Source organism: Rathayibacter rhapontici, assembly GCF_001995175.1.
Classification (GTDB): domain Bacteria; phylum Actinomycetota; class Actinomycetes; order Actinomycetales; family Microbacteriaceae; genus Rathayibacter.
In genome coordinates this window covers 1-15,953 of sequence record NZ_MUKN01000005.1, presented here as the reverse complement: position 1 = coordinate 15,953, position 15,953 = coordinate 1, and the positions used below count along the sequence as shown (strand labels likewise).

Genomic DNA, 15,953 nt, shown 5'->3' with positions numbered 1-15,953 from the left:
TCGGCGGTCAGCGAGACACTGACGACCAGGGAAGCGCGGAGTCAGCGTCCGTGCTCAGGAGTTGATCACAGCCGGAGATGCGGCTCACCGACCCCTTCTGAAGGGCCCTTCCCCGTCCGCAGAACATGATTCCCACACGGCCGACACGGCGTGGTCGACCCTCGGCGTGCTCGATGCTCCCGTCCGTCGGCGTCGAACGAGCTCTGGCCGTCGGCTGTCGTCGATCCGGAGCGCGGAATGAGGATCCGCCGTCGACGGGGTGCACGAGAGGGCGCTCACCCGGTAGCCGCTCGTCCACGTCTCCGCCGTGCCACCGCTCACCGTCGTGGTCACCGCCGTCCGCGATCCTGCCTTCCGAGCCCCAGGTGGCGCTGACGAGGTCCAGGAGGCAGTGGAGGCGGCCGTCGGGCGCACTCATGGTCTCAACTGCTGAGGCCCACGGCACCGCGGCGATCACCCCGTCGGATCCCTGGCCGTTCCTGCGTCGACGTGGGACTGCTCACCGACATGACGCGGAACGTGTCGCCGAGCGTCTCCGTGCACCTCCGTCGCCACTCGACCGTGCAGCGGGCCCTGCCGTGCAGCGGGCCCTGCCGTGCACAGCGAAAGGGCCGGGTGCCGGGAGCTGTCGCTCCCGTGCACCCGGCCCTCAGCCGATGTCCTCCGTCTAGCGGGCGAAGTATCCGCGGTAGTACTCGTAGACCCAACCCGTGATCGCGATCAGGAAGATGCCGGCCGCGATGTAGGTGATCCAGATGCCGACGGCGAGGCCGAGGAAGGCCAGAGCCGCCGCACCGCCGAGGATCAGCGGCCACCAGCTCCAGGGGCTGAAGAAGCCGAGCTCCGGGTCCCCGTCGTCGATGTCGGCGTCGAGGCGGTCCTCGGGCAGTTCGGCGCCCTGCGCCTTGTGCACCCGACCGACGTAGAACGCGATGAACGCGCCCAGCACGGCCGAGAGGGTGATCCCGACAGTCCCGACCCACTCCACCTGCTCGGTGTCGATGAGGGACCACACGGTGTACGCGACGGCCGCGAGGAGGAAGAACCCGGCGAGGAGCCAGAACAGATTGACGTTGGCGCGCATGGCCCTACTTCACCGTGCCTTCGGACTTGTCGTACGTGGGGGCGTCCGGAGCGTCCTTCGCCGGACCGATTCCGACGGGGATGCCGGCCTCGGGGTGGTTCAGGTCGAAGGCCGGAGCCTCGCTGCGGATGCGCGGGATGGACGTGAAGTTGTGGCGGGGCGGCGGGCAGGAGGTCGCCCACTCGAGCGAGCGCGAGAAGCCCCACGGGTCGTTCACGGTGACCTTCGGCGCCTTGCGGGCCGTGATGTACACGTTGAGGAAGAACGGGATCAGCGAGACCGCGAGGATCATCGCTCCGATCGTCGACAGCTGGTTCATCCAGGTGAAGCCGTCCTCGGGGAGGTAGCTCGCGTAGCGGCGGGGCATGCCCACGACGCCGAGCCAGTGCTGGATGAGGAACGTGGTGTGGAAGCCGATGAACAGCAGCCAGAAGTGCCACTTGCCCAGCGTCTCGTTCAGCATCTTGCCGGTCCACTTGGGCCACCAGAAGTAGAAGCCCGAGAACATCGCGAAGACGACGGTGCCGAACACGACGTAGTGGAAGTGCGCGACGACGAAGTACGAGTCGGACACGTGGAAGTCGAGCGGCGGCGACGCGAGGATGACGCCGGTGAGGCCACCGAAGGTGAAGGTGATCAGGAAGCCGATCGCCCAGATCATCGGGGTCTCGAAGGTGACCGATCCGCGCCACATGGTGCCGATCCAGTTGAAGATCTTCACGCCGGTCGGAACCGCGATGAGCATCGTCATCAGCGAGAAGAACGGCAGCAGCACCGAGCCGGTGACGTACATGTGGTGCGCCCAGACCGTCACGGACAGCGCGGCGATGGCGATGGTCGCGTAGATCAGCGTCTTGTAGCCGAAGATCGGCTTGCGGCTGAAGACCGGGAACACCTCGGACACGATGCCGAAGAACGGCAGAGCGATGATGTACACCTCGGGGTGCCCGAAGAACCAGAAGAGGTGCTGCCACAGCAGGACGCCGCCGTTGGCCGCGTCGTAGATGTGGGCGTCGAAGACGCGGTCGGCACCGAGGGCGAACATCGCGGCGGCGAGGACCGGGAAGGCCAGCAGCACGAGGATCGACGTCACGAGGATGTTCCACGTGAAGATCGGCATGCGGAACATGGTCATGCCCGGGGCGCGCATCGTGATGATCGTGGTGATGAAGTTCACCGCGCCGAGGATCGTGCCGAAGCCGGAGAGGCCCAGGCCGAAGACCCAGAGATTGCCGCCCAACCCTGGCGAGAACGTCGTGCTCGACAGTGGCGCGTAGGCGAACCATCCGAACGAGGCGGCGCCCTGCGGGGTGACGAAGCCGGCGACCGCGATGAGCGAGCCGAAGCTGTAGAGCCAGTAGGCGAAGGCGTTCAGTCGCGGGAAGGCGACGTCGGGGGCGCCGATCTGCAGCGGCATCAGGACGTTGGCGAAGCCGGCGAACAGCGGCGTCGCGAACATCAGCAGCATGATCGTGCCGTGCATCGTGAACAGCTGGTTGTACTGCTCGCGCGTCTCGACGACGGCCAGGCCCGGCTCGAACAGCTGGGCGCGGATGACCAGCGCCATGACTCCTGCGATGCAGAAATAGATGAACGACGTGATCAGGTACATGTACCCGATGACCTTGTGGTCGGTGGACGTCATCCAGCGAACGAGGACGTTCGCCTTGCGCTCGACGGGCGGGGTGCCGAAGGTGCGGGACGACGGGGCGGGTGCGGTGGCGGTGCTCATGCTCCCCTACTCCTCGTTCTCGGTGCGGACCGGCGCACCGGTTCCGGGAAGGTTGCTGTTGCGGTCGTACTCGGCGCCGAGCTGGCCGGTCTGGCCCGCGTCGCGCAGCGACTGGATGTAGTCGTCGTACGTGTCTCGGTCGACGACCTCGACGTTGAAGAGCATCGCGGAGTGGTACTCGCCGCAGAGCTCGGCGCACTTGCCGGCGTACGTGCCCTCCTTGAGCGGCGTGACGTACATGTAGTTCGTCTTGCCGGGGATCATGTCCTTCTTGTAGAGGAAGTCGACGACCCAGAAGGAGTGGATGACGTCGCGGGCGTCGAGCTGGATCTTGATCTTCTCGCCGACCGGGAGGTACAGGGTGGGCACCTCGGACTCGACGAGCGAGCCGTTGGCGTCGCCGTCGGAGGACTCGTACTGGCCCTGGATGCCGGCGGAGTACACGTCCTCGTCGACGTAGTTGAAGTCCCACGCCCACTGCTTGCCGTAGACCTGGATGGTCTCGTCGGGGTTCTCGTAGGGCTCCTCGATCGCCGCCTGATCACGGGCGGTGAAGGCGAAGAAGCCGATCACCAGGATCAGCGGCACGATCGTGTAGAAGATCTCGATGGGCATGTTGTAGCGGAGCTGCACCGGGAGGCCCGTCTGGCCCTTCCGGCGCCGGTACACGACGACGGCCCAGATCGTGAGCCCCCACGTGACGACGCCGACGGCGAGGAGGACGATCCAGGAGGTGACCCAGAGGCCGATGACCCGGTCGACGTGGTTCGTCGTCCCGGGTTCGGTGGGGAGCCAGCCCTGGAGCTGCTCCTGCGTGCAGCCCGCGAGAACGAGGGCGAGGGCTCCTGCAACGGGGGCAGCGACCCATCTGCGGAGACGGCGATTGAAGCGCACCGGTGACCTTTCGGAAGACTGGGGACCAGTTCACACGAAACTGTATTAGACCGGCTCCAGCCTACCTTCCCCGTCGGGACCGGAGTGCACCGCGGGACGCTCTTGACCTCGGCGGCCGACGGTGCAAAGGACGACGGACGCGCCCGACCGCCCGCTTCTGCGAGCCGTCGGACGCGTCCGGGAGGTGCTGGTGCGGCGTGTCGCCGCCGTCGATCAGTGGAAGCTGTCGCCGCAGGCGCAGCTGCCGCCCGCGTTGGGGTTGTCGATGGTGAAGCCCTGCTTCTGGATGGTGTCCTCGAAGTCGATCGAGGCGCCGTCGAGGTACGGGACGCTCATCTTGTCGACGACCAGGCCCACGCCCTCGAACTCGACCGCCGCGTCGCCCTCGAGGGTGCGCTCGTCGAAGTAGAGCTGGTAGATCAGGCCGGAGCAGCCGCCGGGCTGGACGGCGACGCGCAGGCGCAGGTCGTCGCGGCCCTCCTGCTCGAGGAGGCTCTTCACCTTCGCGGCGGCGACGGGGGTCATCGAGACGCCGTGCGCGGTCTTCTGGTCGACGGTCGATGTCGTGTCGGACATGTCACTCCTCGAGGGGGTCGGTGCGGTGATGACGGCGTGCTGCCGGGGAACGGCGTGCTGCCGTCGGTCGTGCCACACGATTCTACGGTGGCAACTCCCCCGCGGAGCCGGGTATTCCGGATCCGCGCGGGTGCGTCAGCTGCGGTGGGCCGCCGCGCGCAGCAGGAAGAGCGCCTCCGCCTGCGCGGCGCGCTTGAAGACGCCGAGGTGGAGGGACTCGTTGGGGCTGTGCGCGCGCGAGTCGGGGTCCTCGACGCCGGTCACCAGGATCTGGGCCGCGGGGAACTCGCGGACGAGGTCTGCGATGAAGGGGATGCTGCCGCCCGCGCTCGTCTCCAGTGGGTCGCGGCCCCAGGCGTCCGCCATCGCCTGCTTGACCAGGCCCACCGCCCAGCCCGACGTGTCGACGAGGAAGGGCTCCCCCGTGTCGACGTCGTCGATCTCGAGGTGGGCGCCGAACGGAGCGTGATCGCGCAGGTGGCGCTCGAGCGCGGCGAAGCCCTCCGGCGCCTCCTGGCCCGGCGCGATGCGCGCGCTGATCTTGACCCGCACGGAGGGGCTCAGGGTGTTCGAGGCGTCCACGACGCTCGGCGCGTCGATCCCCGTGACCGTGATCGACGGCTTGGACCAGATCCGCGAGAGGAAGGGGCCGGACCCGATCGGCGAGACGCCGTCGAGCAGGCCCGCGTCGCGACGCAGCTCCCCCTCGGTGATCTCGGGGACGGCGCCGTCGTGCTCGCGCAGCCCGTCCACGGCGACCGAGCCGTCCTCGGTCCACAGGGTGGCGAGCAGTCGCACGGTCGCGAGCATCGCGTCGGGGACCGCTCCGCCGAGCATGCCGGAGTGGGAGGCGTGGTCGAGGGTCCGCACCGTGAGCGTGAAGGTGACGTTGCCGCGCAGGCCCACGGTCAGCGACGGGGTGTCCACGTCCCAGTTGTCACTGTCGGCCACGACGATGACGTCGGCGCGCAGTGCGTCGTGGTGCTCGCGGAGGAAGGTGGGGAACGATCGCGAGCCGAACTCCTCCTCGCCCTCGATGAAGAGGACGAGGCCCAGGTCGTGGTCGTCGCCGGCCACCTGGCGGAGCGCGCGGACGGCAGCGAGGTGGGAGACCACTCCGGCCTTGTCGTCGGCCGCGCCCCGGCCGTAGAGGCGGTCGCCGCGCACCGTCGGCTCGAACGGCGGGGTCTCCCAGGAGGACTCCGCGCCCTGCGGCTGGACGTCGTGGTGCGCGTAGAGGAGGACCGTGGGGGCGCCGTTCCGCGCGGCGCGGGTCGCGAGGACGGCCGGCTGCCCGAGCACTCCCGAGTCGCCGATCGTCGACCGGCGGATCGACACGTCCTCGAAGGCGCCGGTCTCCCGGGCGAGCTCGGCGATCGCGTCGGCACTCGCGGCCACCCGGGTGGCGTCGAAGCCGTCCCACGAGACGGACGGGATGCGGACGAGGCGCCCGAGCTCCGCGAGGGAGCGCGGGAGGTCGTCGCGGACGGCGGCCAGGACCGCCTCCTCGGCTGCTGGGAGAGTGGACGTCGGAGTCGGAGCGTCGTGGGCCATGCAGGTAATCTTAAGAGACCCTCGATTCCAAGGACGTTCACCGTGGCCAAGCACCCGATCGCAACCGACACGCCCGACGACGCCGACTCGGCCCCGTCGACCGGCAAGGGGCGGCCGACGCCGACCCGGCGCGAGCGCGAGCTCGCGAACCAGCGTCCGCTCGTGACGACCGACCGCAAGCAGGCCGCACGCGACGCCCGCGAGAAGGCCGCCGTGGCGCGCGAGCAGGCCCGGATCGGCCTCGCCGCCGGCGACCAGCGCTACCTGCCGCTCCGCGACAAGGGCCCGCAGCGCAAGTTCGTCCGCGATTGGGTCGACGCGCGGTTCAGCCTCGGCGAGTTCCTGATCCCCGTCATGGTCGTCGTCCTTCTGCTGAGCTTCTTCCCCCAGCCCGAGCTCCAGTACGTCACCCTCATCGTGCTCTGGGCGTTCTTCCTCGTGGCCGTGCTCGACTGCGTGCTGCTCGGCATGCGCATGCGCAAGAAGCTCGCCGAGCGCTACGGAGCCGACAAGGTCGAGAAGGGCATCCGCTGGTACGCCGCGATGCGCGCCCTCCAGCTCCGCGTCATGCGCCTCCCCAAGCCCCAGGTGAAGCGCGGGCAGTTCCCGGAGTGAGCGCGCTGCGCTCGCTCCGGGAACTGGTGCTCGCCTGCTCGGCCTGCGGCCTCGCCGCGGTCGGCTGAGCGGGCGGTCCTGTTCCAAGAAGCGTCCTGCGTCCGACTAGGTCGATCCGCTGCCACGCGGACCGACCGTTCGTCTTTTCGCGCCCGGGCCGTGAGGTGACTCGTCCTCGAGACGAAGACACGACGACCGAGCGACGAGCTTCGGGGCTGTCGTCGCTGCCCCTCACCGGGATGCCGTCGCACTCCTGATCTCCACGGTCTCCAACGGCCCTCGCTGGAGCCGTCGGGCGCCTGACCTCTGCACTCCGTGAGGTACGTCCCGTATGCGTACGAGTTCGAGAAGTCGAGCTCGCGGTCGAGATCCGAGAGCAGAGCTCTGCGGAGCACTTCGCGCGTCCGACCGATCACCGCAGTTCGGTCTTCGGCAAGGCGTTCCCCTGGAGGCGAACGGGCGATTCGCGTCTCAGCGAATCGACCTAGCCGAACGCAGGACGCTCTGCGGGACGCGACCGCCTCGGGAGGCCGACCGCGCCGAGCCGGGCAGGGACCGGATCGGTGATCAGCGCGGCGCCGACTGCGCCGAGCCGGGCAGGGACCGGCTCGGGATCAGCACCGCGGGCCGGGACCGGATCGGGATCAGCGCAGCGCGCGGTTCAACCCCGCAGCCCACAGGGGGCCCTCGTAGATGAAGGCCGTGTAGCCCTGGACGAGCGTGGCGCCGGCGGCGAGACGCTCCTGCACGTCGGCGGCGGTCTCGACGCCTCCGACCGAGATGACGCAGAACTCCGTGGGGACGACGGCGCGGATCACGCGGAGGACGGCGAGCGAGCGGGCGGCGAGCGGGGCTCCCGAGAGTCCGCCTGCGCCGGCGTCGGCGACGACCGCCGTGTCCGTCTCGAGGCCTTCTCGCGAGAGCGTCGTGTTGGTGGCGATGACGCCGTCGAGCCCGAGTCGCACGGCGAGCTCGGCGACGCGCACGACCTCGTCGTCGGAGAGGTCGGGGGCGATCTTGACGAGCAGCGGAGTCGCGTCGGCCGCGTCCTTGACGGCGGCGAGCAGCGGCTCCAGCTTGTCGATCTCCTGCAGGCCGCGCAGTCCGGGGGTGTTCGGCGAGCTCACGTTGACGACCAGGTAGTCGGCGAGAGGAGCCAGCATGCGGGCGCTGATCAGGTAGTCCTCGATCGCGTCGTCGACGTCGACCGCGCGGCTCTTGCCGATGTTGACGCCGATGACGGGACGTCCCCGCACCCCGCGGAGTCGGGCCAGCCGGCCCGCCGCGGCTCGCGCTCCGAGGTTGTTGAAGCCCATCCGGTTGATGACGGCGCGGTCGGCGACGAGGCGGAAGAGGCGCGGCCGGTCGTTGCCGGGCTGAGGGCGGGCCGTGATCGTGCCGACCTCCACGTGCCCGAAGCCCAGCGCGCCCAGCCCCAGGACGGCCGTGGCGTTCTTGTCGAAGCCGGCGGCGACTCCGAACGGCGTGGCGAAGCGCAGCCCGAGCGTCTCGACCGACGCGTCGTGCCTCGGCATCGTGAACCGCCGTGCGAGAGGCGCGACGAGAGCCAGGCCGCGGATGATCGGGAAGGCCAGGTGGTGCGCGCGCTCCGGATCGATGCGCCGCAGGACGGTGCGGAAGAGGACCGCGTAGAGGGCGGCCATCAGAGCTCGTCCGCCGGGTGCGCGGCCCCGGCGCGCTCGGCGCGCAGGAGGGTGATGGCGGAGTCGAAGTCGTCGAGCGAGTCGAAGGCCTGGTACACGCTCGCGAAGCGGAGGTAGGCGACCTCGTCGAGCTCGCGCAGCGGCGCGAGGATCGCGAGGCCGATGTCGTTCGCGTCGATCTGCGAGGCGCCGGTGGAGCGGATGCTCTCCTCCACCCGCTGGGCGAGCACCGCGAGGTCGGAGTCGGTGACAGGGCGGCCCTGGCACGCCTTCCGCACACCGCTGACGATCTTCTCGCGGCTGAACGGCTCGACGACCCCGCTGCGCTTGATCACGACGAGGCTCGCGGTCTCGGTGGTCGAGAAGCGGCGGCCGCACGAGGGGCACTGGCGCCGGCGGCGGATCGAGAGGCCGTCGTCGCTGGTGCGGGAGTCGATCACCCGGGAGTCGGGGTGCCGGCAGAACGGGCAGAACATCGCGGGGTGCCTCTCGGTTCAGGCGAAGCGCGCGTCGACGGCGTCGCCGTGCGCGGGGAGCGCTTCGGCGTCGCTGAGTGCGCGGATGTGCGGGGCGACGCGCGAGAGGGCGCCGCGGTCGTAGCTGATGAGCTGCTGCGGGCGCAGGAAGGTGTACGCGCCGAGACCCGAGGAGAACCGCGCCTGCCCCATCGTGGGAAGCACGTGGTTGGATCCGGCGAGGTAGTCGCCGAGGCTGACCGGCGACGTCGGGCCGAGGAAGATCGCACCCGCGTCGTGGATGAGCGCGGCGGTCGCCTCGGGGTCGCTCGTGTGCAGCTCGAGGTGCTCGGGTCCGTAGGCGTCGCTGAAGGCGCAAGCCGTCTCGAGGTCGTCCACGATCACGAGCGCCGACTGCGGGCCGTCGAGCGCGATCGCCACGCGCTCCCGGTGGCGGGTCGTCGCGGCCTGGCGCTCGACCTCCGCGCCGACGGCCCGCGCCAGCTCGGCGTCGTCCGTGACGAGCACCGCGGACGCGGCCTCGTCGTGCTCGGCCTGGCTGACCAGGTCGGCGGCGATCAGCCGGGGGTCGCCGGTCGAGTCGGCGATGACGAGGATCTCCGTCGGACCGGCCTCGGAGTCGATCCCGACCTGGCCGAGCACCTGGCGCTTCGCGGTCGTGACCCAGATGTTGCCGGGTCCGGTGATCATTCCGACCGGCTCGAGGCCGATCGACTCGACGCCGTAGGCCAGGGCGGCGACGGCGCCCGCACCTCCTGCGGCGTAGACCTCGTCGATGCCGAGGAGACCCGCCGCCGCCAGGATCGTCGGGTGCACAGCGCCGCCGAACGCCTTCTGCGGCGGCGAGACGATGGCGATGGACTCGACGCCCGCCGCCTGGGCGGGGACGACGTTCATGACGACGCTCGAGGGGTACACGGCCTTGCCGCCGGGGACGTAGAGGCCGGCGCGCGCCACCGGCGTCCAGCGCTGGACCACGGTGGCGCCGTCGTCGAGGACGGTGGTCCGCTCCGGCGGGATCTGCGCGGCGCTGGCGCGGCGCACCCGGACGATCGCCTCGTCGAGGGCGGAGCGGATGGCCGGATCGAGATCGCGGACGGCGGCGGCGATGTGCTCGGCCGGCACGCGGAGGTGCGGCGGGCGGACGCCGTCCAGGCGCTCGGACTGGTCGAGGAGCGCCTCCGCACCTCGGGCGCGGACGTCGGCGATGAGCTCGGCGACGATCGGTCCGACATCGGCGGAGGTGCCCGGGTTGCGCGGCACGAGGGCGAGCAGCTCGGCGGCGGAGGGACGACGGCCGCGGAGGTCGAGAGTCTGGATCATGGCCGCCCCAGTCTACCGGCCACCCCCGCCGCCCTCCGGCGCCGCGGCGCCGCTCCGCTCGGGCTGCGGCCGGTCGCCCGGCACATCGCGCCGATCATGAGCCGGGAGCGAGCCGGCACTGTCGTCTCGACCCGCACGATCGGGGCTCCTCGGATCTGCTCCGCGGGTGCAAGGGTCTCGATACGCCGCTCCGCGGCTACTCGACCAGCAGAATGAGGGCAGCTCCGATCGGCTCCGCAGGTGCGGGCCTCTCGATACGCCGCTCCGCGGCTACTCGACCAGCAGGGGCGGCGGCGAGCCGTCCGTGTGGGGACGCTCGAGGAGCGCGCCGCCGCAGGCGCGCCTCCCCCACCTCGCAGCACCCCCGAGGCGAACCGGTGATCCGCGTCCCAGCGGATCGCCGTAGCCGAACGCACCCCGCTCCACGCGACGCACCCCGTCGCGAAGCCGACCGCGCCGAGCCGGGCAGGGACCGGCTCGGAATCGAACTCAGTACAGGCAGTTGGGGCCCAGCAGCGACTTCAGCTCGCCGAACAGATCCGGGGTGATCCGGACCGGGAACGGCACTTCGAAGACGCGGGCCGTGTCGCCCTTGATCAGCTTCAGCCGCACCTCGGTCGAGCCGGAGTGGCGGATGAGGACGTCGCTGAGCTGCGAGACGGTGTCGGTCGTGGCGCGGGACTCGGGCAGGGACACGGTCAGAGGGCCGGAGTCGCCGTCCTGGTTCATCTCGGGCGCGAAGAGGCTGAACGCGTGCAGGTTCATGCCGTCGTCGCGCATGCTGACGCGGCCGCGGACGACCACGATGGAGTCGTTGGTGAGCGCGGGAGCGAACTCCTGGTACGCCTTGCCCATGAACATGCAGGTGATCTCGCCGCCGAAGTCCTCGACCTGGATCATCCCGTACTGGTTCCCCGACGTCTTCGCCATGCGGTGCTGGACGCTGGTCACGAGCCCGGCGACGACGACCGTCTCGCCGTCGCCGATGGTCTCCGAGACGAGGAGGTCGGCGATGGTCGTGCTGTAGTGCTTGGCCAGCTCCGTCTCGAGGCCTGCGAGCGGGTGGTCCGACACGTAGAGGCCGAGCATGTCCCGCTCGAAGGCGAGCTTGTCGCGCTTGGCCCACTCGGGTCGCTCCGGCACCTGGACCGCCGCCTGCGGTTCGTCCCAGAGGCTGTCGAAGTCGAAGCCGACCTGTCCGTTGGCCTCGTTCCGCTTCTCACCGACGGCCGCCTCGACGGCGTCCTCGTGGATCTCGACGAGGGCCCGGCGCGTGGAGCCGAGCGAGTCGAACGCGCCGGCCTTGATCAGCGACTCGATGGTGCGCTTGTTGGTCGCCTGCATCGGCACCTTGCGGAGGAAGTCGTGGAACGTCTCGAAGCGCCCCTTCTCCTCCCGGGCCGCGCGGATGCCCTCCACGACGTTCGTGCCGACGTTGCGGACGGCGCCGAGGCCGAACCGGATGTCGGTCCCGACCGCCGTGAAGAACCCGATGGACTCGTTCACGTCCGGCGGCAGCACCTTGATGCCCATGCGGCGGCACTCATTGAGGTACGCCGCCATCTTGTCCTTGGAGTCGCCGACGCTCGTCAGCAGCGCCGCCATGTACTCGGCGGGGTAGTGCGCCTTGAGGTAGGCCGTCCAGTACGAGACGACGCCGTACGCCGCCGAGTGCGCCTTGTTGAAGGCGTAGTCCGAGAACGGCAGCAGGATGTCCCAGAGCGTCTTGACGGCCTCCATGGAGTAGCCGTTGCCGGTCATGCCGCCCGAGAAGCCCTCGAACTGCTTGTCCAGCTCCGACTTCTTCTTCTTGCCCATCGCGCGCCGCAGCAGGTCGGCCTGCGCGAGAGTGAAGCCCGCGAGCTTCTGCGCGATCGACATGACCTGCTCCTGGTACACGATCAGGCCGTAGGTGCCGCCGAGCACCTCCGCGAGCGGCTCCTCGAGCTCGGGGTGGATCGGCGTGATCGGCTGGACGCCGTTCTTCCGCAGCGCGTAGTTGGTGTGCGAGTCGGCGCCCATCGGACCCGGCCGGTAGAGCGCCAGGACCGCCGAGATGTCCTCGAAGTTGTCGGGCTTCATCAGGCGCAGGAGCCCGCGCATGGGGCCGCCGTCGAGCTGGAACACGCCGAGGGTGTCGCCCCGGGCGAGCAGCTCGTAGGCCGCGGGGTCGTCGAGCTCGAGGTCCTCGAGCACGAGGTCCTGCCCGCGGTTGGCCCGGATGTTGTCGAGCGCGTCGTCGATGATCGTGAGGTTGCGCAGCCCCAGGAAGTCCATCTTGATCAGGCCGAGGGACTCGCACGCGGGGTAGTCGAACTGCGTGACGATCTGGCCGTCCTGCTCCCGCTTCATGATCGGGATGATGTCGAGCAGCGGGTCGCTCGACATGATGACGCCCGCGGCGTGCACGCCCCACTGCCGCTTGAGGTTCTCGAGTCCGAGCGCGGTGTCGAAGACGAGCTTGGCCTGCGGGTCCTCGGCGATCACGTTCCGGACGTCGACCGCTTCCTTGTAGCGGGCGTGCGCGGGGTCGTTGATCCCGCTCAGCGGGATGTCCTTGCCCATGATCGCGGGCGGCATCGCCTTGGTGAGCTTCTCCCCCATGCCGAACGGGAAGCCGAGCACGCGCGAGGCGTCCTTGAGCGCCTGCTTCGCCTTGATGGTGCCGTAGGTGACGATCTGCGCGACGCGCTCGTCGCCGTACTTCTCGGTGACGTACCGGATGACCTCGCCGCGGCGACGGTCGTCGAAGTCGACGTCGAAGTCGGGCATGGAGACGCGGTCCGGGTTCAGGAACCGCTCGAAGATCAGGCCGTGGCGCAGCGGATCGAGGTCGGTGATCTTCATCGCGTACGCGGCCATCGAGCCGGCACCGGAGCCGCGGCCGGGACCGACGCGGATCCCGTTGCGCTTGGACCAGTTGATGAAGTCGGCGACGACGAGGAAGTAGCCGGGGAAGCCCATCTGCAGGATGACCTGGGTCTCGTAGTCGGCGCGCGCGCGGACCTCCTGCGAGATGCCGTCGGGGTAGCGCTCGTGCAGCCCCGCCTCGACCTCCTTGACGAACCAGGTGTCCTCGGTCTCGCCCTCCGGCACCGGGAAGCGCGGCATGTAGTTCGCGCTCGTGTCGAACTGCACGTCGCAGCGCTCGGCGATGAGGAGCGTGTTGTCGCACGCCTCCGGGTGGTCGCGGAAGACCTGGCGCATCTCGCGCGGCGACTTGAGGTAGAACTCGTCGGCGTCGAACTTGAAGCGCTTGGGGTCGTCGAGCGTCGTGCCCGACTGCACGCAGAGCAGCGCCGCGTGCGACGTCGCGTCGTGCGCGTGCGTGTAGTGGAGGTCGTTCGTGGCGACGAGCGGCAGGTCGAGGTCCTTGGCGAGCCGGATCACGTCTCCGATGACGCGCCGCTCGATGTCGAGGCCGTGATCCATGATCTCGGCGAAAAAGTTCTCCTTGCCGAAGATGTCGCGGTAGTCGGCCGCCGCCTGGCGCGCCTCCTTGTACTGCCCCAGCCGCAGCCGCGTCTGCACCTCGCCGCTCGGGCAGCCGGTCGTGCCGATGAGGCCCTCGGAGTACTGCGAGAGGATCTCGCGGTCCATGCGGGGCTTGAAGTAGTAGCCCTCGATCGACGCCCGCGACGACAGGCGGAAGAGGTTGTGCATGCCCGTCGTCGTCGAGCTCAGCAGGGTCATGTGCGTGTACGCGCCCGAGCCGGAGACGTCGTCGCCGCCGCCGTCGCCCCAGCGGATGCGCGTCTTGTCCGAGCGGTGCGTTCCGGGCGTGAGGTACGCCTCGGTGCCGATGATCGGCTTGATGCCCGCTGCCGTCGCCGTGCGCCAGAAGTCGAAGGCGCCGAACACGTTCCCGTGGTCGGTCACGGCGATCGCGGGCATGCCCTCCTCGACCGCCGCGTCGATGAGCGGCTTCACCCGCGCCGCACCGTCGAGCATCGAGTACTCGCTGTGCACGTGGAGGTGGACGAAGGAATCGTTACTCGGCAAGGATGCGCCTCCGACGGACTGCGAGCGAGGGGACCGGGGAACCGGGCAGGGTCGTGGACGACCGCGGTGAAAAAGTCTAACCGCGCGAGCACGGCCGGACGGCGGGGAGCGGCGGATCGCCCGCCTCGGCTCACTCCCCGCGCAGCACCGAGAGCGCGTGGGCGAGGTCGTCGGGGTACGACGCCTGGAACTCGACCCACTCGCCGGTCCCGGGGTGGGCGAAGCCCAGGCGCACCGCGTCGAGCCACTGGCGGGTGAGCCCGAGACGGGCCGACAGGGTCGGATCCGCGCCGTACATGGAGTCGCCGACGCACGGGTGCCGCTGGGCGGCCATGTGCACGCGGATCTGGTGGGTGCGGCCGGTCTCGAGGTGGATCTCGAGCAGCGACGCGAACGGGAACGCCTCGATCGTCTCGTAGTGGGTCACCGACGGCTTCCCGTCGGCGCGGATCGCGAACTTCCAGTCGGAGGAGGGGTGGCGACCGAGCGGGGCGTCGATGGTGCCCACGAGCGGATCCGGATGGCCCTGCACGACGGCGTGGTAGACCTTCTCGACCCTGCGGTCGTGGAAGGCCCGCTTCAGGTGCGTGTAGGCCCGCTCCGACTTGGCGACGACCATGAGGCCGCTGGTCCCGGCGTCGAGGCGGTGCACGATGCCCGCCCGCTCGGCCGCTCCCGAGGTGGACACGGTGAAACCGGCCGCCGCGAGGGCGCCGAGGACGGTGGGCCCCTCCCAGCCGACAGCGGGATGGGCGGCGACCCCGACCGGCTTGTCGATGACGACGATGTCGTCGTCGTCGTGCACGATGCCGAGGTCGGGGACCGCGATCGGGACGATCCGCGGCTCCTCGCGCGGCGACCACTCGACCGTGAGCCAGGAGCCGGCCACGACACGGTCGCTCTTGTCGAGCACGCGGCCGTCGGCCGTCACTCCCCCGGCCTCCGCGACGTCGGCCGCGAAGGTGCGGGAGAAGCCCAGGAGCTTGGCGACGGCCGCGTCGGTGCGCAGGCCGTCGAGTCCGTCGGGGACGGGCAGGGAGCGGGACTGCACCATCAGGCGCCGGTCCTCGGCTCGTCGCGCGGAGCCTCGGCTCCCTCGGCCGACCTCGCGGCCGCCGGAGCGTCGGACGCCTCCTGGGCCGCCGCGGCCTCGCTCGCCTTCGTCGTGCGCGTGCCGTCGAGGTTGACGCCCCGCAGACTCAGGATCACGAAGATCGCCATCGCCGAGCAGATGGCGATGTCGGCGATGTTGTAGATCGCCGGGAGCAGCCACGGCGTGTAGAGGAAGTCGACGACGTGTCCGAGGCCGAACGACGGCTCGCGGAAGAGACGGTCGAACAGGTTGCCGAGCGTGCCGCCCAGCAGCAGCCCGAAGAACACGGCCCACGCGGCCGAGCGGATGCGGCGGGCGAACCAGACGACCGCCACGACCACGCACGCGGCGATGATCGAGAAGATCCAGGTGGAGCCGCTCGCGAGCGAGAAGGCCGCTCCGGGGTTCTTCACGTAGTGCAGGATCAGGACGTCGCCCAGGACGTGGACGTCCTCGCCGAGCGTGAGGGTCGTCGTGACCAGGTGCTTCGCGATCTGGTCGATCGCGAACACCGCGAGCGCAACGAGGCCGAGGGTGACGAGCACCCTCGGCCTGACGTTCGCTGCGGTGGTGCTACGCACCGAAGCCGGGGAACGAGGACGACTCCGCCGGGACCGGCTGGACGTCGAGCTCGCGGAGCTGACCCTCGATGTAGCTCTTCAGCTTCTGGCGGTACTCGCGCTCGAAGGTGCGGAGCTCGTCGATGCGGTGCTCCACGGTCGCGCGCTCCTCGTCGAGCTTCGCGAGCTGCTGGCGCTGCTTGGCCTCGGCCTCGGCGACGAGGCGGGCGGCGGTGGCCCGGCCCTCGGCGACGAGGGCGTCGCGCTTCTCGGCGCCCTCGCGGACGTGCTCCTCGTGGAGGCGGCGGGCGAGCTGCAGGAGTCCGCTGGAGGACTCGGCCTCGTCGACCGGGGCCGACTGCGACGCGGCGGGAGCGGCG

General features: G+C 70.1%; 12 protein-coding genes and 1 pseudogene. 1 reads left to right on the top strand and 12 read right to left on the bottom strand.

Features of this window, described 5'->3' with window-relative positions:
- Positions 1 to 667: 667 nt before the first annotated feature.
- The 5 genes from B0T42_RS02650 to B0T42_RS02630 all read right to left on the bottom strand — a co-directional run bounded on the left by B0T42_RS02650 (position 668) and on the right by B0T42_RS02630 (position 5,840).
- Positions 668 to 1,084 (bottom strand): cytochrome c oxidase subunit 4, encoded by a 417-nt coding sequence (locus B0T42_RS02650; protein ID WP_056867259.1) that lies wholly within the window; start codon positions 1,082 to 1,084, stop codon positions 668 to 670.
- 4 nt (positions 1,085 to 1,088) lie between these two features.
- The gene (gene ctaD, locus B0T42_RS02645; protein ID WP_077221843.1) at positions 1,089 to 2,816 is read right to left on the bottom strand and encodes an aa3-type cytochrome oxidase subunit I; all 1,728 of its coding nucleotides are present in this window, start codon (positions 2,814 to 2,816) and stop codon (positions 1,089 to 1,091) included.
- Positions 2,817 to 2,822: 6 nt separating this feature from the next.
- Positions 2,823 to 3,710, bottom strand: coding sequence for an aa3-type cytochrome oxidase subunit II (ctaC, locus tag B0T42_RS02640; protein ID WP_055791662.1), 888 nt, complete (start codon positions 3,708 to 3,710; stop codon positions 2,823 to 2,825).
- Positions 3,711 to 3,923: 213 nt separating this feature from the next.
- Entirely contained in the window at positions 3,924 to 4,286 is a 363-nt protein-coding gene (gene erpA, locus B0T42_RS02635; protein ID WP_056867261.1) for an iron-sulfur cluster insertion protein ErpA, read from the bottom strand.
- Between the two features lie 135 nt (positions 4,287 to 4,421).
- Positions 4,422 to 5,840, bottom strand: coding sequence for a dipeptidase (locus B0T42_RS02630; protein ID WP_077221842.1), 1,419 nt, complete (start codon positions 5,838 to 5,840; stop codon positions 4,422 to 4,424).
- A gap of 42 nt (positions 5,841 to 5,882) precedes the next feature.
- Between B0T42_RS02630 and B0T42_RS02625 the strand changes: the two genes are divergently transcribed.
- Positions 5,883 to 6,455, top strand: a complete 573-nt coding sequence (locus tag B0T42_RS02625) for a DUF3043 domain-containing protein (RefSeq protein WP_077221841.1) — start codon at positions 5,883 to 5,885, stop codon at positions 6,453 to 6,455.
- Between the two features lie 644 nt (positions 6,456 to 7,099).
- Here the strand turns inward: B0T42_RS02625 and B0T42_RS02620 are convergent.
- The 7 genes and pseudogenes from B0T42_RS02620 to B0T42_RS02590 all read right to left on the bottom strand — a co-directional run.
- The gene (locus tag B0T42_RS02620; RefSeq protein WP_077221840.1) at positions 7,100 to 8,119 is read right to left on the bottom strand and encodes a quinone-dependent dihydroorotate dehydrogenase; all 1,020 of its coding nucleotides are present in this window, start codon (positions 8,117 to 8,119) and stop codon (positions 7,100 to 7,102) included.
- The gene (nrdR, locus tag B0T42_RS02615; protein WP_077221839.1) at positions 8,119 to 8,595 is read right to left on the bottom strand and encodes a transcriptional regulator NrdR; all 477 of its coding nucleotides are present in this window, start codon (positions 8,593 to 8,595) and stop codon (positions 8,119 to 8,121) included. Before nrdR ends, B0T42_RS02620 begins: the two co-directional genes overlap by 1 nt.
- An 18-nt stretch (positions 8,596 to 8,613) precedes the next feature.
- The gene (gene hisD / locus B0T42_RS02610) at positions 8,614 to 9,918 is read right to left on the bottom strand and encodes a histidinol dehydrogenase (RefSeq protein WP_077221838.1); all 1,305 of its coding nucleotides are present in this window, start codon (positions 9,916 to 9,918) and stop codon (positions 8,614 to 8,616) included.
- Between the two features lie 489 nt (positions 9,919 to 10,407).
- The gene (gene dnaE, locus B0T42_RS02605) at positions 10,408 to 13,869 is read right to left on the bottom strand and encodes a DNA polymerase III subunit alpha (protein WP_236720079.1); all 3,462 of its coding nucleotides are present in this window, start codon (positions 13,867 to 13,869) and stop codon (positions 10,408 to 10,410) included.
- 181 nt (positions 13,870 to 14,050) lie between these two features.
- Positions 14,051 to 14,971 carry an RluA family pseudouridine synthase gene (locus tag B0T42_RS02600; RefSeq protein WP_077221893.1) on the bottom strand — a complete coding sequence of 307 codons (921 nt, stop codon included), beginning with the start codon at positions 14,969 to 14,971 and terminating at the stop codon, positions 14,051 to 14,053.
- A gap of 2 nt (positions 14,972 to 14,973) precedes the next feature.
- A complete protein-coding gene (gene lspA, locus B0T42_RS02595) occupies positions 14,974 to 15,558 on the bottom strand; it encodes a signal peptidase II (protein WP_077221836.1) in 585 nt (194 codons plus the stop codon).
- A gap of 28 nt (positions 15,559 to 15,586) precedes the next feature.
- Positions 15,587 to 15,953, bottom strand: a pseudogene (locus B0T42_RS02590) (DivIVA domain-containing protein); the annotation flags it as partial.